General features: G+C 33.7%; 17 protein-coding genes and 3 tRNA genes. 13 read left to right on the top strand and 7 right to left on the bottom strand.

Annotated elements, in window-relative coordinates:
• Positions 1-42 precede the first annotated feature (42 nt).
• From ABYK18_RS06370 to ABYK18_RS06360, 3 genes are read left to right on the top strand one after another with little or no spacing between them, the layout of a single operon-like run.
• Positions 43-2,184, top strand: coding sequence for a DctP family TRAP transporter solute-binding subunit (locus tag ABYK18_RS06370; protein WP_373035817.1), 2,142 nt, complete (start codon positions 43-45; stop codon positions 2,182-2,184).
• A gap of 2 nt (positions 2,185-2,186) precedes the next feature.
• A complete protein-coding gene (locus ABYK18_RS06365; RefSeq protein ID WP_373035816.1) occupies positions 2,187-5,753 on the top strand; it encodes a PAS domain S-box protein in 3,567 nt (1,188 codons plus the stop codon).
• Position 5,754: 1 nt separating this feature from the next.
• Complete coding sequence (locus ABYK18_RS06360) at positions 5,755-7,410, top strand: PAS domain S-box protein (RefSeq protein ID WP_373035815.1); 1,656 nt, start codon at positions 5,755-5,757, stop codon at positions 7,408-7,410.
• A 6-nt stretch (positions 7,411-7,416) separates the two neighbouring features.
• On the opposite strand, the gene ABYK18_RS06355 is transcribed toward ABYK18_RS06360, so the two are convergent.
• The 3 genes from ABYK18_RS06355 to ABYK18_RS06345 all read right to left on the bottom strand — a co-directional run bounded on the left by ABYK18_RS06355 (position 7,417) and on the right by ABYK18_RS06345 (position 7,782).
• A tRNA-Met gene (locus tag ABYK18_RS06355) sits at positions 7,417-7,493 on the bottom strand.
• 117 nt (positions 7,494-7,610) lie between these two features.
• A tRNA-Gln gene (locus ABYK18_RS06350) sits at positions 7,611-7,685 on the bottom strand.
• Positions 7,686-7,705: 20 nt separating this feature from the next.
• Positions 7,706-7,782: transfer RNA gene (locus tag ABYK18_RS06345), tRNA-Met, on the bottom strand.
• A 271-nt stretch (positions 7,783-8,053) separates the two neighbouring features.
• Here ABYK18_RS06345 and ABYK18_RS06340 point away from each other — a divergent pair.
• The 3 genes from ABYK18_RS06340 (at position 8,054) to ABYK18_RS06330 (ending at position 11,789) form a co-directional block, all read left to right on the top strand.
• Entirely contained in the window at positions 8,054-9,082 is a 1,029-nt protein-coding gene (locus ABYK18_RS06340) for a bifunctional 3,4-dihydroxy-2-butanone 4-phosphate synthase/GTP cyclohydrolase II (RefSeq protein ID WP_373035814.1), read from the top strand.
• A 79-nt stretch (positions 9,083-9,161) separates the two neighbouring features.
• Positions 9,162-10,832 carry a response regulator gene (locus ABYK18_RS06335; RefSeq protein WP_373035813.1) on the top strand — a complete coding sequence of 557 codons (1,671 nt, stop codon included), beginning with the start codon at positions 9,162-9,164 and terminating at the stop codon, positions 10,830-10,832.
• A gap of 90 nt (positions 10,833-10,922) precedes the next feature.
• Entirely contained in the window at positions 10,923-11,789 is an 867-nt protein-coding gene (locus tag ABYK18_RS06330) for an FAD:protein FMN transferase (RefSeq protein WP_373035812.1), read from the top strand.
• On the opposite strand, the gene ABYK18_RS06325 is transcribed toward ABYK18_RS06330, so the two are convergent.
• The 4 genes from ABYK18_RS06325 to ABYK18_RS06310 form a co-directional block, all read right to left on the bottom strand.
• A complete protein-coding gene (locus tag ABYK18_RS06325; protein ID WP_373035811.1) occupies positions 11,760-12,206 on the bottom strand; it encodes a hypothetical protein in 447 nt (148 codons plus the stop codon). The genes ABYK18_RS06330 and ABYK18_RS06325 overlap by 30 nt on opposite strands.
• The gene (locus ABYK18_RS06320; protein ID WP_373035810.1) at positions 12,190-12,663 is read right to left on the bottom strand and encodes a hypothetical protein; all 474 of its coding nucleotides are present in this window, start codon (positions 12,661-12,663) and stop codon (positions 12,190-12,192) included. Before ABYK18_RS06320 ends, ABYK18_RS06325 begins: the two co-directional genes overlap by 17 nt.
• Entirely contained in the window at positions 12,663-13,190 is a 528-nt protein-coding gene (locus ABYK18_RS06315) for an FMN-binding protein (RefSeq protein ID WP_373035809.1), read from the bottom strand. The genes ABYK18_RS06320 and ABYK18_RS06315 overlap by 1 nt, the downstream gene beginning before the upstream one ends.
• A gap of 134 nt (positions 13,191-13,324) precedes the next feature.
• Complete coding sequence (locus ABYK18_RS06310; protein ID WP_373035808.1) at positions 13,325-14,569, bottom strand: porin; 1,245 nt, start codon at positions 14,567-14,569, stop codon at positions 13,325-13,327.
• A 169-nt stretch (positions 14,570-14,738) separates the two neighbouring features.
• Between ABYK18_RS06310 and ABYK18_RS06305 the strand changes: the two genes are divergently transcribed.
• From ABYK18_RS06305 to ABYK18_RS06275, 7 genes are all read left to right on the top strand, one after another.
• Complete coding sequence (locus ABYK18_RS06305; protein WP_373035807.1) at positions 14,739-15,461, top strand: DUF695 domain-containing protein; 723 nt, start codon at positions 14,739-14,741, stop codon at positions 15,459-15,461.
• Entirely contained in the window at positions 15,462-17,291 is a 1,830-nt protein-coding gene (locus ABYK18_RS06300) for an MFS transporter (protein WP_373035806.1), read from the top strand.
• On the top strand, positions 17,272-17,643 hold the full coding sequence (locus tag ABYK18_RS06295; RefSeq protein ID WP_373035805.1) for a diacylglycerol kinase: 372 nt from the start codon (positions 17,272-17,274) through the stop codon (positions 17,641-17,643). The genes ABYK18_RS06300 and ABYK18_RS06295 overlap by 20 nt, the downstream gene beginning before the upstream one ends.
• An 18-nt stretch (positions 17,644-17,661) precedes the next feature.
• Entirely contained in the window at positions 17,662-18,846 is a 1,185-nt protein-coding gene (locus ABYK18_RS06290; protein WP_373036037.1) for a saccharopine dehydrogenase family protein, read from the top strand.
• A 1-nt stretch (position 18,847) separates the two neighbouring features.
• Positions 18,848-19,684 carry an HDOD domain-containing protein gene (locus tag ABYK18_RS06285; protein WP_373035804.1) on the top strand — a complete coding sequence of 279 codons (837 nt, stop codon included), beginning with the start codon at positions 18,848-18,850 and terminating at the stop codon, positions 19,682-19,684.
• Positions 19,662-20,795, top strand: coding sequence for a carboxynorspermidine decarboxylase (gene nspC, locus ABYK18_RS06280; RefSeq protein WP_373035803.1), 1,134 nt, complete (start codon positions 19,662-19,664; stop codon positions 20,793-20,795). Before ABYK18_RS06285 ends, nspC begins: the two co-directional genes overlap by 23 nt.
• A 44-nt stretch (positions 20,796-20,839) precedes the next feature.
• On the top strand, positions 20,840-21,682 hold an 843-nt coding region (locus ABYK18_RS06275; protein WP_373035802.1), incomplete at its 3' end, for a PDC sensor domain-containing protein.

The raw sequence follows: 21,682 nt of genomic DNA, 5'->3' as shown, positions 1-21,682 counted from the left end.
GATTTGGTATAGATAAGATATTTATAAATGTGAAGGTTTATTATGAAAAAAGTTATTTTCTTTTTGGCTGCTATTTTTATTGTTCTATTTACCGTTGTAATAAATCTTCTAGAAACTTCAAATAATCAAAAACAAGATAATGCAGTTGAGAAAAAAAAAGATGATGTAATAAAGTTGAAATTTGCACATCATATGCCTGAAAATACGGTTGTAAATCAAGCTGCTCTTCGTTTTGCACAAGAAATAAATAAAAAAACAAAAGGTAAGGTAGAGATAACTGTTTATCCAAGTCAAGAACTTGGAAACAGCCACCAGATGCTCGAACTCTCACGACTTGGTCAAATAGATATCCTTTTAACAGCAACGGCTAAAGTAAGTGTGGCATCTCCCTCGATGCAGTATGCTGATCTGCCGTTTTTATTTCCTACAAAAGAAGATGCTTATGTTCTTCTTGATGGAAAAGTGGGAAATATGTTATTTCGGGATCTAAGTCAGGTAGATCTGTTTGGAGTCGCATTTTGGGATGGAGGTTTTAAAAACTTTACTTCAAATAAGCCATTGACAAAGTTGGAAGATTTCAAAGATTTAAAGGTAAGAGTTATGAAGAGTCGCATAATCATGGAACAATATTATGCCTTAAATGCCAAACCGATAACGATTGATTTTCATGAGACTAAAAAGGCGCTTCAAGACGGTGTTGTCGATGCACAGGAAAATCCTCTTAGTGAAATTGTAAGTATGGGGTTTCATAAGCTTCAAAGCGACATCACTTTAAGTAAGCACTCATATTTGCCTTATGTCCTGACATTCAGCACAAAAAGTATCTCAAAGCTTCCCTTAGATATTCAAAATATTTTAATTCAAACAGCAAAAGAGATAACGTCATGGGAAAGAGAAGAGATAGCAAAAAAAGAGAAAAATCTTCTTGAAGATATCAAAAAAGCGAGTGTTAAAATTCATACATTATCTTCTTCTGAGAGAAAAAGACTCCAAAAAGCGACAGCATATATTGCAAAGTCCTATGAAAATGTTATAGGTTCACATATTATTTCAAAAACACAAGAGTATTTTTACAAAAAAAATAAAAAAGACAATATGGTAGTAATCGGAGTTGATGCCGATTTGTCTATGGGAGCTAAAGGCGGCGGACTTGCTATAAAAAGAGGAGTCGAGCTTGCTGTTGATAATATAAATCAAAATGGCGGCTTGCTAGGCAAAAAAGTTCTTGTCGTTGCAAAAGATCATCAAGGTATCTCAACTCAAGCGGACCAAAATATAAAAGAGTTTATAGATGATAACAATACTATCGCCGTTATCGGCGGTAAACACAGCGCTATCATCTCATCGTACACAAAAGAGATACAAGACAATAAGCTTATCTACTTTTCACCTTGGGCTGCGGCTGCTACTGTCACAGAAAACGGATATGATGAAAATTATATTTTCAGGGTCTCTCTAAATGACAAATACGCTGCCAGATTTTTGGCACAAAACGCACTCAAGAAGAGTTCAAATCCGCTAGTAGTCGTAGAAAACTCCGTCTGGGGAAAAGAAGCCTTAAATAATATAAATCTTTATCTTTCCTCAAAAGGTCTGAAGCAACAAAACGGAATCATTATAAATAGAGGAGAGACTAATTTTGAAAAAGTCTTTGAGACTATGCAAAATAAATTTCATGATTCTATTATCATGGTATTGAATTCTCAAGAAGGCACAAAACTTGTCGAGTATATGGGGAAAAATGCTATTCATATTCCTGTTATTTCTCATTGGGGTATTGTAGGAGATTCTTTTTTCAAGGTAAATCAGACATATTTAAAAGATATAGACCTTATCTTTATTCAAACTGTTTCGCTCATAAACAACAATAAAAAACAGATGCAGAATCTTGTAAAAGATTATTTAAAAGCATATGCCAAGTCTTCAACTAAACAAATAAATGCGATTACCGGGGTTGTTCAAGCATATGACTCAGTAATGCTTTTAGCACATGCAATCAAAAAATGTAAGAGTTTTGATGCAGTAAAAATAAAATTGTCTTTAGAAAGTATTGACAGCTATGATGGTGTGCTAAAAATGTATAAGAGACCATTTAAGAAGACAAATCATGATGCGCTAAATATAGAAGATTTTTTTATGGCAAAATTTGATAAAGATGGCAATATTCTGCCTACTAGAGACTGAAAATGCATATTGGAGACAAATTTAAAAACAGCATTAAAACAAAAGTTGTATTTCAGGTAACTACGCTTATCGCATTTATACTAATACTTGCTACTAGCTTTATTCTATATTTGGATGTGACTTCTTTACAAGAAAAAGCAGAGTTGAATTTAAAAAATAAAGCTAAAGAACTCGCTGACGGAGTAGAGCAGATGTTAGGTTATCTCCAAGAAAACACGGAACTTTTGGCCAACAATGAACTCTTTATTAATGCTCTGATTGATGAAAAAGAAAAAAACAAGTATTTACTGCCGCTGATCAATAATTTTAAAAACGCTAAGTTCTTAAATAGTTTAAGTGTTGTAGATTTTGACGGAAGAGTAGTATTTAAAACAGCTGATGAAATTTTGGGATTTAATCAATCTGATGAGCTAAGGCTTTCTTTGAATTTAGGACAGACAGTAGCTTATATTAAAGCACAAACGAGAGAAATTGTGTTTATTGTTCCCATAAAATATTATGCTACTACGCAAGGTGCAATAGTCGCTACATATGATATAAACAAAATAATTCAAAAGTATAATCAAAACGAGGAGTTTATTTATACTAAATTTTTTAAAAATTCTCTTGAGTACTATAAGAACAATTATCAAAAAAACAAAGATTATTATACCTATGAATTTCAAGTACAAGATGCCGGTAATTATCACCTGCTTTCCAATCTTGGAACAAGAGTAGAAATGGGTATGCTTGAAGATGTATATATAGAGCCGTTAAAAAAAGAAATAGTCATACTGGTAATTTTTGGTGTGCTTATTTTAGCAGTCGGTATGATAATATCATACTTTTTGGCTACAGCCATAACAGACCCTATATTGAAACTTTATAAAGCAGTAAACCTAATATCATCTAAAGATGAAATAGATGAATATCAACCCCTGGGAACCAAAGATGAGTTGGAAGTGTTGGGATATGCTTTTTACAAGAAGACTAAAGAGCTAGAAAAATTAAACCAAACTTTGGACGCAAAGGTGCAACATGCTATAAAAGAACAAAATACGCTGTTATCCCTCTTTGACAAAGGTGATCTTGTATTGTTTAAGTGGAAAAATGATAAGAACTGGAATGTTGAATATGTATCACAAAGTGTTGAAAAACTTTTGGGGTATACTCAAGATGAGTTTTTAAACGGTAAGATAAACTATGCTTATTGTATTCATAAAGATGATCTACACCAGGTAATAGACGAAGTCGCAAATGAAATAAATGTAGAAGGTCTGTATAAACATACACCTTATAGAGTAATAACTAAAGAGGGTGATGAAAAATGGATTTTAGATTACACCTCGGCGGTAAAAGATGAAGATGGGAATATTACCCACTTTATAGGCTATATCTCAGATATTTCATCTACGAAAAACTTAGAAATAGCCCTGCGAGAGCAAATAAACTTTAATCGTTCTTTAGTAGAGAGTGCAAATTCCATAATTGCGGTAATAGATAGAAACGGTGTGATGATAGATATAAATCCATACGGAGAACAGTTTACGGGCTATACAAAAGCACAGATAGCATCTAAGCCCTTTTTCTGGGACAGATTTTTACCGGAAGATATTCAAAAAAAAGTCATCACTATTATTGATAATGCTAAAAAAGGTCAAGTCACTCATCACTTTAGAAATGCCTGGATATCAAAAAATGGAATAAAAAAGACTTTTGAGTGGTCCAATGCTGCCATAAAAGATGAGAATGGAGATCTAAAATATCTGACTACAATCGGGGTAGATGTTACCGATATGATAACCTATCAAATAGATCTTGAAAAAGCAAAACTGGAAGCTGAAAAAGCGAATATGGCAAAATCGGAATTTTTGGCAAATATGTCTCATGAGATAAGGACACCTTTAAATGGGGTTATAGGATTAACAGAGTTAGCCTTACAGACTGAACTTGATGAGAGGCAGCGAGATTATCTTGAAAAAGCAGAAACATCTTCAAAAGCACTTTTGCACATCATTAATGATGTTCTAGACTACTCTAAAATTGAAGCAGGAAAACTAAGTTTAGAAAAGAATACTTTTGAATTAGAGAGAGTAATAAAAAATTTAGTGGATCTTTTTGAATATCAGGCAAACAAGAAAGGACTGCTTCTCAATATAAATATAAAAAATAAACTGACACTTGAAGGCGATGCGCTTCGTTTGACGCAAGTACTTACAAATATAGTAGGTAATGCTATCAAGTTTACAAATAAAGGTTCTATTGATATGAGTATTCAGATTACAGAAGAAGATACTCATAGTGTAAAATTAAAGTTTTCCATCAAAGACAGCGGCATGGGAATGAATAAAGAGATTCAAAATAACCTCTTTAAAGAGTTTACGCAGGCCGATAATTCAATAACCCGCAAATACGGCGGAACAGGACTCGGTCTCTCCATATCAAAACATCTTGTAGAGATGATGGGCGGTGAAATCTGGGTAGAGAGTAAAGAAGGAGAGGGAAGCACATTTACTTTCAGTTCTGTTTTTGAAAAAGCAGATGATAAGACGGCGGATAAAAAAAATTCTGATAAACAAGTTTATAGATCGAATAGCACTATAGAAGGCGCACACCTACTTCTTGTAGAAGATAATATAATCAATCAGATAGTAGCTGTTGGAATATTAGAAGAATTTAATATAACGGTAGATATTGCTAACAACGGAAAAGAAGCAGTTGAGATGATAGAAGCAGGTGATGAGTATGACTTGATTCTTATGGATCTTCAAATGCCTGTCATGGACGGCTTTGAAGCCAGCAGGCATATTAAACAAATCAATGAAAATATTCCTATAATTGCACTTAGTGCTGCTGTAATGGAAGAAGATATGACAAAAACCAGAGAAGCTAGGATGTCGGCACATCTGGCAAAACCTATAGAAAAAGATGAATTATTCAGAGTTCTCTCTCAATACATAAAACCAAAAAAACTCAACACAGACGTTTTAAAAAGAGAAGAATCTGCTGATCATTCTATACAATTTTACGGAATAGATTTAGAAGAGTTAAAACATAGAATCGGTGAAAAACCAAAAATAATCAAACAAATGGTTTTAAATTTCTGCCGTCAGTATGAGGATGTGGAAGTACTTTTTGATATTTCAAAAATAGATTCTGATGAGTTTGAGAGTGCAATTCATTCATTAAAAGGCGTAAGCGGGAATTTGGCATTAAAAGAGGTGTATTTACTTGCAAAAGAGATACATGATGCATCTGATGTTGAAATAAGAGAAGAGCTTACCACAAGACTTATTGCACTGCTAAAAAATACAGTTGAAAATTTAAAAATTCAATTGGAAAAAGTAGATGATACAGTCTCAGATAAAGAGTATAAAAAAGAGGATGTTTTAAAATATATAAAAGATATGGAAAAAAATATAAGGCACTTCAGGGTTATAACGCAAGATAAAATCAAACAGCTAGAAGAGATGTTAGTCAGGTATGTAGATGAAAAAACAGTTAAAGAGCTAAGCTCTTATCTTCTTGCATATAAATACAAAGATGCAGACAAATTGTTAAATGAAATTTGCAAATTATTGGGAAATTAAGATGAAAAAAGAAAATATTTTAATTGTAGACGATGAAAGTACAAATATCTCCATTTTGGTAGAGATATTAAAAGATACATATAACTTGTTGGTGGCTACAGACGCTGTAACCGCATTGGAAATTGCTAATTCAAATGAAGATATTGATCTTATTTTACTTGATATTGTAATGCCTGATATAGATGGCTATGAAGTGGCATACAAACTTAAACATACGGAAAAAACATCGGGTATACCCATTATTTTTTTAACGGCTAAAAATGACGAAAAAAGTATTATTAAAGGATTTAAGAGAGGGGCAGTAGATTATATTTCCAAACCTTTTGCAAAAGAAGAGCTTTTAGTCAGAGTTAATACTCATCTTAAAGTCCATAGATTAAATATGGAACTTGCCAATGCTTTAGATGATTTACACGTAAAAATGGACAAATTAAGTGAACTTGAACAAAGGTTTGAGACTATCTTTAACAAATCACCAAACGGAATTGCTCTGATAGACTTAGATACTAATTTTGTTCTTGTCAACGATTCTTATTCACGAATAACAGGATTTACAAAAGAGGAACTGTTTACAAAAAGTTGTATGGAGCTCACGGAAGAAAAAGATAGAGAAAGCTCAAAAGAGATACTAAAAAAAGTTTTAGATATCGGATATGTAGAAGACTTTGAAAAAAGATGTAAAGGAAAAAATAAAATTTTTGAAGCTAAAACATCTATAACGCTTATGCCTGATAAAAAAAGGTTTCTTTTAAATATGAACGATATAACAAAACTCAAAAATGCAGAAAAAAAGATAGCAAAATATCTGGATATTATGGACAAGAACGTTATCTCATCTTCTACAGATTTAGATGGAATAATTACTGAAGTCTCAGAGGCATTTTGTAATTTAAGCGGATATTCAAGAGATGAGTTTATAGGGAAAAAGCATAATTTTTTAAAACATAGTGACATGAAGGATGAGACATATAAAGGAATGTGGGATTCTCTTGTTAGTAATAAGATATGGCATGGTGAGGTGAAAAATATAAAAAAAGACGGCTCTGTGTTTTGGTTCAATGTAACGATAGTTCCAATATTTAATGATGATAATATTAAAACAGGTTATATGGCTATAAGAGAAGACATAACTGATAAAAAACGTATAGAGGAACTGTCTATAACCGATGAACTGACAAGCCTCTATAACCGACGCTACTTTAATGATGTGTTTGAAAAAGAGCTAAATCGTGCAAAAAGAAAAAATACAAGCATTTCATTATTAATGCTGGATGTTGACTATTTTAAATTATACAATGACACTTACGGTCATCAAGATGGAGATAACGTACTTTCAAAAATAGGCGGGATTTTAAATGATTTTTCAAAGCGGGCAGGAGATTTTGCTTTTAGACTCGGTGGTGAAGAGTTTGGAATTTTGTTTCATGAAGATAGTTTTGAAGAAGCAGATCAGTTTGCAAATAACCTTTTAAAAGCCGTAGAAAAGTTGAAAATCCCACACGATAAAAGCTTGACGTCAAAATTTGTAACAGTATCTATTGGCTTGGTTCATAGAGATGTAGATAAAGCAACAATATTGGAAGATGTATACAAACAAGTTGATGATAATTTATATAAAGCTAAAGAGCTTGGTAGAAACAGAGTTGTGAGTACATAAAGAAATTGGTTGCGGAAACAGGATTTGAACCTGTGACCTTCGGGTTATGAGCCCGACGAGCTACCGAACTGCTCTATTCCGCGATATTTTAAAAAATTGTCTTTGCTTTACTCTTTATCAGTGTTTCTTTCGGATACTAATGTATGTCCAATCGAAACTTCTTTAGATTAAATCAAAAAATCAATTATTTTTATAAAAGGTGGATGGGGTAGAGGGATTCGAACCCCCGAATGCCAGTACCAAAAACTAGTGCCTTACCGCTTGGCGATACCCCAACATTAAAAATTTAAAGAATTGGTTGCGGAAACAGGATTTGAACCTGTGACCTTCGGGTTATGAGCCCGACGAGCTACCGAACTGCTCTATTCCGCGGTGTTTAACAAACTTGATTACCATGTTTGTTGGAGCGAAATTATAGGCAAAACAACTTTCTTTGTCAAGGATTTTAATTACAAATTTGTAAATAAAGTTTAGTTGTGAAAATATAGCTTTAAACTACTATTGCTTAATTGAGATTGTTGTCGGAAGAGCATACTTGAATTATAGTCTATTTATTTAGCATAATAGTTCAGATTAAACTATACATTGTATAATTACGAAAACAATTTATGCGCAGTAAATTAATTTATATGAAAGAGAATATATGACACCTACACAAAGAGTACTAGAAGCCATAGATGAGATAAAAAAAGGCAAGATGGTCATCATGATTGATGATGAAGATAGAGAGAATGAGGGTGATTTAGTATATGCATCTGCATTTTCAACTCCTGCTCATGTTAACTTTATGGCTACACATGCAAGAGGCTTGATTTGTGTAGCACTTAGTAAGTCTATAGCTACCCGTCTTGATTTGAATCCTATGGTAAGTTCAAATACATCTTCTTATGAGACGGCATTTACAGTATCTGTAGATGCAAAAAACGCTTTGACTGGTATTTCTGCGGGAGAGAGAGACGATACTATTAAAATTCTGGCAAATCCTATCTCTCATGCAGATGAGTTAGTTAAGCCTGGACATATCTTTCCTCTTATAGCTAAAGACGGCGGTACGCTTGTAAGAACAGGTCATACGGAGGGCTCTGTCGATCTTTGTCGTTTAGCAGGTTTAAGTGAATCCGCTGTAATATGTGAAATCATAAAAGAAGACGGCACAATGGCAAGACGTGATGACCTTGATATCTTTGGGGAAACACACAATCTTAAAACAGTTTTTATCTCTGATATAGTTGAGTATCGTTTAGCAAATGAAAGACTTGTAAATGAAACAAATGTTGAAGAGATAGACTTTTTTGGTGTAAAAGTCAAACAACATACATTTCAAGATCATGACAATGTAGAACATACTGCCATTGTATTTTACAATGCAGGCGAAGTCTCAAATGTAAGGGTTCATAATGTTATCCCTGATATCGAACTCCTCTTAAATCAGAAAAAATATAATAATCTTGTGAATTCCATAGAATACCTAAAGAAAAACAGCGGTGTTTTAGTTTTTATCAACAAAACAAACCATCAAGATAACGCTGCAATGAAAGAGATAGGGACAGGTGCCCAGATATTAAAATCTCTTGGTATCTCTAAAATGAATCTTCTGACATCTCTTAAACAAACAGACTTTGTAGGTTTAGGCGGATTTGGATTAGAAGTAAATGAAATAGTAAATATTTAATTGATATATGTCAACTGCCATTTTTAGTGCTTTGCATATAATCATATAATATATACGAATAAGATAATATGATGACGCAATGGTAGCAACCCCAGTACTTATAGTCGATGACAGTCCTATGATTGTCAAGATTATTAAAAAAGCATTACTTACAAACATGATTGACGGATGTCAGTTTGATGAACAAAATATTTATACTGCTTCAGACGGTATGGAAGCTTTTGGCATTATGGGTTCAAAACACAATATAAAGCTAATAATAAGCGATATAAACATGCCTAACCTTAACGGCGATGAGTTTATTGAGATACTGCAAGATATAGGAAAACTAGAAGAGCTGCGAGTTGTGTTTGTAACGGCTTCTTCGACAAAACTTACTCTTTCTCCTGCTATAAAAGAAAATACTCTAGGAATTATTTACAAGCCTTTTAGATACGATTCATTTGTAGAAAAACTAAAAGATTTACAAAAGCAAAAATCCTTAAAAGATGCAGAACTACAGAGGATAAAAGAACGACAAATTGAGAAAAAAAAGTTTATTGAGAAGATTTGTCTCATCTATCTGGAAGATTTAAAACTGGAATGGATTACTGATACGTTAGATACCTTAATCAATGAAACATTCAGTAATGCAGAAATACCTGAAGAAGATTATCTTGAGATGCTCTATTCAATTCTCTCAACTTATTTGTTTGAAATGGAAATACCACACTCAATAGATGCTAAAAGAATTTCTTGCATCCTTAAAAATAATGCCAAAAAAGTAGAATTTAGTGAGAATCGTTTTGCCTTTATCGATGGTTTTAAAGCACAAATCAAATATGTAAACTCAAAAGAATTACAACCAAAGGAAATACTTCAAGCATTGGTAACTTCCCTTCTTGATAAAGTCTCTATGGCAACAAGTAAGGTTAAAAAATATCATATGCTAAAGACTAAACTTTACGCCCCTTATTTTGAGTATATTATAGAGGAATTTACAAAATTAGATTGTGATTTTACCGACATACAACTGCAAAAGTTAATATTAGAACAAAAAGAAATAGCAAATTTTTCACAGTATTTATATGATTTTATAAATAAAAATGAAGTAAAAAATAGTCTCAAAGCTGTATCTAAATCTGAAGCTTTAGAATTGGAATTAATAAGAGGACTTAATAAGGTGTTGAATCATATTTCTACCTTGTCTCGTCATTATTGTGGAAATATAGAGTTTTACATCTGGAAAAGAGCCAGAGAATCAAATGAGATATATGAGTATTTGAAAAATAATATGCCTAAGTCTATACCGTGTACTTCAAGATTCTTGCTGCATAAAAATAAGATAACAAATAGACAGCATCAAAACTATCTGCCTTATGAGAAACAAAAAGTCCTTGTTCTTTCAAATAGTCTGGAAACACTTGCTATTTTTAAAGGTGAAGTTAGCGAATCATTTGATAAATGGAACTTCTTTTGTTTTACAAAAACATCGCTTTTAGACGCTTGGTTACACAGCAACATACCTGATAAAATTATTGTTGATTACGGTTTTAAAGCTTTTGAATTTGATAATGGATTGGAATTTTTAAAATTAGCTTTTAAAGTATACCCGACTATTCAAGATGTTGTCAGTATGGATCAACTATATATAGTTGCAAAAGAAATTGATTATACAGAACTAAAAAAGTACAAGAGCAGTTATAATTTTTCAATAATGCAAGAGCCGTTAACCCTTGATGGAATATACGATAGTCTTCTCTATGACTAAGGATTTCAAATCAAATTCTTAATCATAAGCTTACTTATCTTTCTCGGAGTGCTTCTAGAAGCTCAAACACTCTCCAGGACACAAGTTATTATGTCAACCTTTATAACCATATCCGTAGATGATAAAGACAAGCATCTTGTAGAACATGGTTTTAATATCATGAAAAACATAGATTCTTCTCTGTCTTCATATAAAAAGAGTGCCGTGATTTATAGGTTAAATAGAGATAGAAAAGTAAAACTTGATAGTTATGCATACCAAGCACTTAAAGAGAGCGAAAAGCTCTATAAGATAAGTGATGGTTACTTTGATATAACAATCGGTTCTATTACAAAAGATTTATATTGTTTTGGAGAACAAGAGAGAGTCCCTTCAGGTAAAGAGCTAAGAGATGCAAAGGTAAACTTCAAAGGGATACATTTTAATAAATACAAGGCTTCTTTAGATAAAGATATAAAGGTTGACCTTGGCGGTATGGGCAAAGGTTTTGCAGTTGACAAAGTAGCCGCTTACTTTAGAGCAAACTCTATAGAGGCAAGAATCTCCGCAAGTGGAGATATCCGTTGCTTGGGCATCTGCTCCATCGATGTTCAAGATCCATTTTCACAGGACAAGCTTTTATCTTTTAAAACATCTAGAAAAGACCTCGGAATCACTACAAGCGGAAATTACAACAGATACGTAAAGTCTACTGATAATAATCATCTTATAAATCCGAAAATCAAAAAATCGCAGACAAAGTTTGTTTCTATAACCCTGATAGGAAGTATGAGCAGCTCTTTTCTTGATGCTTATGCGACAGCTTCAAGTGTTATGCCTCTTAAAAAGGCTTATGAGTTTTTAGATTCGCAAAAACTTGCCTACATAGTTTTACAGAGTGACGGAGAGATGAGAATAAGCTCGAATATTCACGAGTATACAGATTGTTTAGTCATGAATGATGCTGTAAAAAAGTAACCAAGATACATATAAAATCAGAGCTAAAAAGACAAAAAACGATAAAAGTTTCAAAAGTGCGGCAAATTCAAAACCGTTTAAAATCAGCATCGGTGTAAATATCTCCAGCACAGCACTAAAAAAAGTGATGTAGATAAGAGTCAAAGTACTCTTTTTATATCTGAGTTTTGTAAAAACTAAAAAGTGCAAAAGTACCATAGAGATAAGCCCAAATGAAAATATGTGCGGCAGAACTATTTTTAAGACACCACTTGTACTTTTTGCAGGTATGAACTGCTCTTCACTGCCTAAATAATAATCTAACACTCCCTGGTAAGTAAAGCCGATTTTGTACTCAAAAAGCATAACCGCACTGATTATAAGAAGTAGTGAAAAAACAAGATAGTAGATGATGGAGAGTTTATACACTTTTTGCATAGAGTTTCCAAAATGAGTATAAAATCATATAGATGGCACTTAGATGCCAGATAAAAAAAGTAATAACGTATATATAAACAAATATAGCAGACATGAAGTAGGCTAGGGCAACAGCCACAAGAGAAGTAATAGCACTAATCATAAGAGTATTGGTCATAAGAGTCCTGCTTCTGTTTGCCAGACGAATAAAAACAGCACTTAGAGTAAGAAGAAGCATCATCATAAAAAATATCTCGGTATGCCAAAACTCTAAAAATGAGGATTTTGTTATGGGGTCTATAAATTCATCAGCATTTCCAAAGAGTGTAATAGTGACGGCATCTACTGAGATGCCAAAACTAAAATATTTAACTAAGATATCTGAGATGATATACAGAAGTATAAAGCTAAGAAAACCAGTGAGAATAAGTCTCATAGCATTGTCTTTCTTGATATTGTTTATAAGAGTGAACTTCACTACTTATCCTTTAGCATCTCGTTGTAAAAAGCAAATGCAAGTCGTGAAGAGTCTGTTATGCTTCTGGCACTTAGCGTAGCACCTGTTATCGTAGGTATCTCTCTGCCAACGTTTAGTTGCTTATCTGTAGGAATATTCTCAAACTGAGAGATCCATTTTTTTGACGGTATATACTCCATTGGTTCGTTAAAAGCGATGATTTCAATGCCTAAAAGAGTAGATTCCTTTGAGATAAGATATAAAACGACAGCATTTTTTGAACGTACTTTATTGTTTATAAGAATGCCGTAACCCAGAGTCTTGCCACCTTTTGTAGCTTTAAAGGTTCTAAATATCTTAGAACTGAGTTTTACTTTTGCATTCGTTTGAATTGTTTTTGCCTGTTCATTATTTACAAGAATGTTTTTTTTCACCACCGTTGCGCTAGTGCTAAAGCTTTGTTTCATAGCATCTATAGGAGAAATTATCATTTTTGAACTGAGTGGTATAGTAATAAGCATAAAAAGCGTAAGGTATATTTTTTTCATATTTATTTTCTTTTTTTAAATTTTTAGGATTGTATATGATTATTTTTCAATTGTCAATTGTGAATATCAATAAAAAGAGGTTTGCATTGTCTCAGATGCAAACCTCTTTATTAAACAGGAAAATATTTTATGTTTTAGAAAATGAATCCCATAGAGACACTTGCAGTATCCGTATCAACCGAACCTTGGCTTGCCATTGCATAGTCAAGTTTTAACACGACTTGCTCGTGAGGAAAGTAATTTATACCAACTGTAGTTGTATCAAGTCTGTTTCCGGATGTTCCATCAGCTCTCTCTTCTTCAGGGTTGATGCTCTCATACTGAACAAAAATAGGAAGCTGTGTTTTCATAGATGTTAAAGATAAAACATCAAAACTAGCATTTATAAAACCACCTTGAGCTTTTTCTACTGCAGCTGCTGCAATATCCGAAGCATCTGATCTGTCTGTTTGAGTATAAACACCATAAACTCTTGCACCGCTGTTTTTGTAGTCTACGTGTACATCGTACATATTTGTAGTAGAACTTTTTCCGTTAACTGATGGTGCAGTATATGCAGAAGCACCAATAAGTAGACCATTGATACCAGTGTAATCAACTCTTGCAACAAAAGCCATGTTCGCATCTGTCTGTTTAAATGATCCGCCACGTCCGCTTCTTAACCATGAAGATCCGCTAACGCCTGTTTGTAAAGCGCTTACTGCTGCAAATTTATATGACAAATTATCTATTATCTCACCATAAACCATAGCGCCGCTTTCATGCCAAGTTGAAGGTATTAGATATTTTGACGTATTTGGTCTTTGGACAGTAGTAAAGAGTGTCGGCTCATGTCTTTCATTAATAAGCCCCATTGGCATTAACATATTACCGACTCGAATATTGGCATGTTTGTTTATAAGAAAGTCAAGGTACATAAACTCTACTATAACCTCACCACCTTCAGCTGTACCGCTTTCATTTGCTACACCGCCATGCTCAAACTCTATTTCAGTATTTAGGATGATGTTATCGCTAAATTTATAACCGATATATGGAACAAATCTATATACATCTAAAGTTGTTTTATCTGCATTGTTATTTGTTTTAGCATCTGAGTAATACATCTCACCGTAACCACCGATGCTTAGAGGAGATTTTGAATAGTAAACTTTAGAAGCTGCACTGCCAAGACCACTATGAGACTTTTCACTTTCAACTACAGTATAGTTAAATCCTGTTTTTAAGTCGCTTGTCTCATCAACCAATGTTTGTGTCATTTCACGAAGTTCTTTGACTTCTTTTTTAAGGGCTTGCATATCAGTTGATTCGCCTGCATATGCAGTGCTGCCAAGTAGTAAAAAAGTACTTAGTGCTAATGTTGTATTTATTGTTTTCATTTCTTTTCCTTTTGGTAATGATATTTGTTATCATTAAAGTTGTAATTGAATTGTAACTCAATAATTCTTAAATGAATATAAAAATGATAATTGTTATTAATATAAACACTGTAAATAAAAGAGCTTAATAATAAATCAGCTATAATAAGTAAAAAAATATAGAGAGTATATGAGAGAAATTTTTAATAGAGAAGAAGATGATTCAACAGTAATTACTGAAGTTAACATCGAAGCATTAGACGTAAAAGATATGAATCCGTGGTTGTTGAGTGTATTTGTAAAGTATGAAAACACTGATGATAGTGGGGAAGCTTACGAAGAATTTTTAGAGACAAAAGAAGCTCTTATAATCGCTTTAGAACATCAAGACAGAGCAAAATATGTCGGAAGCAGAGTAGTGGACGGCTGGTATGAGTTTTACTTTTACGCATATGATTCTAAAAAGCTTGACTCCATCGTCAGTAAAATTCTTACGCCATCAAACTATGTTTATGAAAGCAATGTTGTAAGAGATACAAAATGGGGCTTTTACGAGACACAACTCTTTCCTACAGAGTTAGAATTTTGTCATATCCAAAGTGCAAAGATAATTTTTTTGCTTGAGGAAGAAGATGAAGACCTTAGCATTGAGAGAGATGTTGAACATTATGTCTCTTTTGAGACTCCTACGCAAAAGAACAGATTTATAAACACGCTTGAGCTTGAGGGTTTCAGTTTTAAAGATGAGATAAGCAGTGATGAGTTTGAACACGGTGTAGCTCTTGTCAAAAAGCATGCCGTAACTGGGGATGAAGTTAAAAAAGTTGTTGATGAACTTTTTGTAAAAATAAAAGAGAACAACGGTTACTACGAGGGTTGGAGTACGATTTTAGTAAGTGAAGAAGAGAACTAGATGAAAGATATGTTCAAAATCGTAGGAGTAATAAACTACCTTATAGTAGTGTTCTTAAATGCTTTTACGGACTTGGGACACAAGATAATCATTCAAAACACTATCTTTAAAGTTTATGACGGTGAGATGCAGATTGTTTTGACGGCTGTTGTAAACGCACTTATTATATTGCCTTTTATAATTGCATTTTCTCCGACAGGTTTTTTGGCAGACAGATTTCCTAAAAATCAGATTATGAAATACTCTGCTTTGTTTGCCGTGTTTATCACAATGGCAATTACTTACTCTTATTATAACGGGCATTTTTATATGGCATTTGCTTTTACTTTTTTACTGGCTTTTCAGAGTGCTATATACGGACCGGCTAAATACGGCTACATCAAAGAGTTGGTTGGTGTAAAGTATATAAGCAGCGGTAATGGAGCTGTACAGGCTGTGACAACAGTGGCAATCCTCGGCGGTATGCTTTTTTATACGGTTTTATTTGAAGTTGTGTTAAAAGACAGTTTTGTCTCTAAAGAAGATATCTTAGTTACTATAGCTCCTATAGGCTGGCTCTTGGTCCTTGGTTCAGTCATCCAATTTTATCTGGCTTTAAAACTTCCGAATAAGATGACTAAAGACAGTGAGAAAGAGTTTGATTTTAACAGATATATCAGAGGGGAATATTTACAAAAAAACATAAAAATAATAAGAAGAAAAAAAGAGATTTTTGAAGATATTATTGCTCTTGGTCTTTTTTGGTCTATCTCTCAGGTTATTCTTGCCGTTTTTGGCGAGTATGCCAAGAGTGAACTGGGTGTGACAAATACTATATATATTCAAGGAGTTATGACTCTCGCAGGCATAGGAATGGTCAGCGGTGCGATTATAGCTGCCAATTTTTCAAAGTATTATATAAACACGGGACTAACGGCTATAGGCTCTTCTGCTATAACAATAATCGTATTGTTAATTCCATTTTCAAGCTCCATGATTACTATGTCAGTCCTATTTATTCTGTTTGGTATTTTTGCAGGATTTATTATGGTGCCGCTAAATGCGCAAATACAGTTTCTTTCTCCGCGTGTTCACTTGGGTACGATACTTGCGGGAAATAATTTTATACAAAATATTTTTATGTTTTCTTTTTTGGTTTTGACAACTGTTTTTGCATACTACGGCATGAATGCCAAAATCCTTATGTATGCTATGGTTTTTGTGGGACTTTATCTGAGCTATATGTTATTTAAGCGCTACTTTGTAATGTCTTTTTGGGCATTTTTAGAAATTGTTTTAAAAATAAGATATAACTTTATATATGTCGGATTACAAAACATACCACACTCCGGAGGAGTTTTGTTATTGGGAAACCATGTAAGCTGGGTTGACTGGGCAATCATACAGATACCAATAAAAAGACGGCTAAACTTTATGCTCGATAAAGATATATATAACTGGAAATTATTTAACAAAGCACTAAAAAAGGGAGAAGCTATTCCTATTTCACAAAAAGCTTCAAAAGATGCTTTTATAGAAGCTTCACAAAGACTAAAAAATGGTAAAATTGTGGCTTTATTTCCGGAGGGGCAAATCAGCCCTGACGGAGAGACAGGAAAGTTTTACAAAGGTTATGAACTTATCTCAAATGATTATGACGGAAAGATAGTTACCTTTTTCATAGACGGCATGAATGGAAGTATATTCTCAAAGACAAGAAAATTCAAGCTATTTAGCAGAAGAGATGTGAGTGTATATTTTTCAAAGCCTGTCTGTAGAAAAACAAAAACAGAAGAGATAAGAGAGATTATTACAAATTTAAAGGACAAACATGAAACTGAACAAGCCTAAGCATTCACTCTTTCGTAACGGAATATATGCTGTAGAAGGTTTTATAGATATAACAAAAAATGAGACATCATTTAAGTGGCAGCTGTTAATGCTCACAGTCATGGGTATTACAGCTTGGAACTTACCTCTTAGTTTTGGGTATTCAAGCATTTTGTTTATATCTCTATTTATACCGGTATTGGCAGAGGTTACAAACAGTTCTATTGAGCGGGTTGTTGATTTGGTGACAACAGATTATCATATCCTGGCAAAACAGGCAAAAGATGCAGGTGCGACCTTGGTACTTTTAAGTCTTATTGTAACAGCCCTTATCTGGCTCTCAGTTTTAGCAGTGGCATTTAATTTAGTATAAATAAAATTTAGGAGAAAAATTTTGACAACTTTAATAATTGGTGCAGGTGGAGTTAGCCGCGTAGTAGTACACAAGTGTGTACAAAATTCAAATGTATTTGGAAAAATCGTTTTGGCAAGCAGAAGTATAGGCAGATGCGAAGTCATAAAGAGTGATTTGCCTGATGCAGATATTGAGATAACAACGGTAGATGCTGATGTTACTGAAGAAGTTATAGACCTTATCAAAGCTTGTAATGCCGATATCGTCATAAATGTCGCTCTTCCTTATCAGGACTTGACAATTATGGATGCTTGTATTGCTACAAAAACACCATACTTAGATACTGCTAACTATGAGCATCCTGATGAGGCTAAGTTTGAGTACAAGCTTCAGTGGGCAAGAGATGAAAAGTTTAAAGAAGCCGGAATCATGGGACTTCTTGGAAGCGGGTTTGACCCTGGAGCTACAAATGTGTTTTGTGCATACGCTCAAAAACATTACTTTGATGAGATTCATTACATAGACATACTCGATTGTAACGCGGGCGATCACGGTTATCCTTTTGCTACAAACTTCAACCCTGAGATAAACCTAAGAGAGGTAAGTTCAAAAGGTCGTTACTGGGAAAACGGAGAGTGGATAGAGACCGAGCCGATGGAGATTATGCAGGTTTGGGACTATCCTGAAGTAGGACCGAAAGACAGTTATCTTCTTTATCATGAAGAGATGGAGTCTCTTGTTAAGCATATCAAAGGTCTAAAGCGCATCAGATTCTTTATGACATTTGGTCAAAGTTACTTGACTCATATGAAGTGTTTGGAAAATGTCGGGATGCTTGGAATTGAGCCGGTTGAACATAAAGGGCAGCAGATCATACCTATTGAGTTTTTAAAGACTCTTTTACCTGATCCTGCATCTCTGGGACCAAGAACTACGGGAAAGACAAACATCGGTATAGTCGCCGAGGGAATCAAAGACGGTGTTAAAAAGAAGATTTATATCTATCAGGTAAAAGATCATCAAGATTGTTTTGCAGAGACTAACTCTCAAGGTGTATCTTACTCTACGGGTGTTCCTGCAATGATAGGTGCTAAGCTTATGCTTCAAGGTAAGTGGAGCGGAAAAGGTGTGTTTAATATGGAGCAATTGGATCCAGACCCGTTTATGGATGAGATGAACACTCAAGGACTGCCTTGGGAGATAAAAGAGTTAGAAGTTTAGAATGAAATTTAATGCTATTGTCCAGAGAATAGAGTCTCTTCCTCCTCTTTCCAATGCTACTGTATTTGTACAGCGGTTATATAAAGAAGGGGCAGAAAATGTAGATATCATTAAGTTGGTTCGCATTATAGAATCAGACGCATTGCTGACATTAAATATATTGAAAATGATTAATGCTCCGATATATGGATTTTCAAGGAAGATAGCATCTATAGCTCAGGCAGTAACATTATTTGGAACAGAGATCATATATGGTCTTGTTATGAACTACTCAATTATGGAAGCTTTAAAAGCCAATACATCGTCATATGGTATTAGCAGTTCAGAGTTTAACGATGTCTGTCACCTGCAAAGTGCCTTAATGATGCAGTGGTACTCAAAAGTAGATCTCAGACATGCTCAGTTTTTAGCACCATTGGCCCTTGTCATGGAAGCTGGAAAGCTGATACTTGTAAAAGAAATAGCGTCCAGTGATTATGTAAAAGAGTTTAAAAGAGGTCTTAAAGAATGCAGCAGTATAGAAGATTATGAATACTCTTTATTGGATACTACTTCATATTATGTAAGCGGTATGCTGTTTGAGCATTGGAATCTCGAACCGCTTTACGTAGATATGTTAAAAGGTTTGGACTTTAAACATGATGACGGTTTTAAGATGGAGTACTACATAGACACTTTGCATGTTGTAAGAACCGCTGTGAATGTAAAAGATATACTGACAGATGAATCTATTGAAAAGGCATGTCTATTGGTAGAAGAGATGAATTTGGATGTAGAACATTTCAAAAATGTAGCAAAAAGAATAAAAGAGACACATGAAAAATTTACAAAACATTAATACACCTTGTTATATTTGTGAAGAAGAATTACTTGAAAATAATCTAGAGCTTCTTGATTATGTTCAAAAAAAGAGTGGTGCAAAGATTATACTGGCTCTTAAGGGCTTTGCTATGTGGAGTACATTTCCCCTTGTTAGAAAATATTTGCAAGGCTGTACCGCAAGCGGACTTCATGAAGCAAAACTTGCATATGAAAAGTTTGGCAAAGAAGTACATACTTACTCTCCTGCATATAAAGATGAAGATATAGATGAAATAGCGCAGATTTCAGACCATATAGTATTTAACTCACCGAACCAGCTCTTTAAATACTCACAAAGAGTCAAAGAAATCAATCCGAATGTCAGCATCTCACTTCGTATAAATCCAGAGCACTCTGCATCCCCTAAAGAGATATACAACCCGTGTGGCATATACAGCCGTTTAGGAACAACTTTAGCAAACTTTGATGAGGAAGCTTTAAGGCACATTGAGGGACTAAACTTCCATGCTCTTTGTGAACAGGGTGCAGACGAACTTGAAGGTGTGTTAAATGCTTTTGAAGAGAAGTTTTCTAAATACTTTAAAGGTCTTAAATACATCAACTTCGGCGGTGGTCATCACATAACCAAAAAAGGTTATGACGTTGATAAACTAATAAGAATTATCAAAGAGTTCAAAGCCAAGTATGATGTGGAGGTTTATTTAGAACCTGGAGAAGCTGTAGGCTGGGAGACAGGTGTTTTGGTATCTAGTGTTTTAGATATAGTTCACAACGGTATGGATATCGCTATCTTGGATACTTCCGCAGAAGCACATATGCCTGACACTTTAGCGATGCCATATCGCGCGGATGTAAGAGGCTCAGGTGAAGCTGGTGAAAAAGAATTTACTTATAGATTTGGCGGAAATACATGTCTTGCTGGTGATATTATGGGTGATTACTCTTTTGATAAAGCCTTAAAGATTGGAGATAAAGTAATTTTTGAAGACCAGATTCACTATACTTTTGTTAAAAATACTACATTCAATGGAATCAAACTCCCATCACTTGCAATCAAAAGAAGAGATGGTAGTATAGATATAATAAAAGAGTTTGGATATGAAGATTATAAAAATAGATTATCATGATTTAGCTATAGTACATAATTATAAGTTTTAGGTATAATCAAATCATGTTAATAACAAGCAATATATGGAAAGTATTTTATCTGATTTTACTGGGTGGAGTTCTTCTAGTCATCTCTTTACTATATGTAAGTTTTAATGATATAAATAATAGATACCATACTCAGATGCAACATTATACGGAGATTTTATCCAAATCTGTAAATGCTGATTTTTTGCAAAAAGATATGCTTCTAGACATTATTGGAAAGCAGCTATTTAAAAACAACAACTATACAGATATAAAAAAATCAAAACGTATATTAGATGATATACTAAAGCATAATTCATACTTGGTAAGTTTTGGACTTGCAGACGTAAATGGCAATATCCTTCTCTCGAATTCAAAAATAAAACTCAAACACAAAAAAAATCTTTTAACAGATGCCGTCACCAGTTACGATTTTAAAAAGTCACTAAGCACCCAAAATATGGTTGTTGCAAGGACATATTATTTTGAAGCTATAAAAGAGTGGATTATACCGCTTAGAAAAGCTATCCGTGATGAAAATGGCAATGTTCTGGGAGTGGTAATAGCAGGAGTTAAAAATAGCAAAAAAGGACACTACCTTGATACTCTTGAGTTTTCAAAAGATATAACTCTTGAAATAACCAAGGATTTTGATGGCAATAACAAAATCTATAGACAGTATTACAGCAATAACGAAAACATATCATATGAAGAATTATATAATGATCATATTCCTGATCAGGCTGTTAGCAGCGTAGAGGAAGGATTACAGAAAAAGTATAACTACTCTTTTGATAAGTTAAGAAAAAATGCAAAGACTCTAAGTATAGATGCTATAAACCCGTTTGGAAAGGAGATGATATTTGGTATTACCTATGAT

The sequence above is a fragment of the Sulfurimonas sp. genome (genome assembly GCF_041563495.1).
GTDB lineage: Bacteria > Campylobacterota > Campylobacteria > Campylobacterales > Sulfurimonadaceae > Sulfurimonas.
This window is presented reverse-complemented; position numbering and strand designations above follow the sequence as displayed.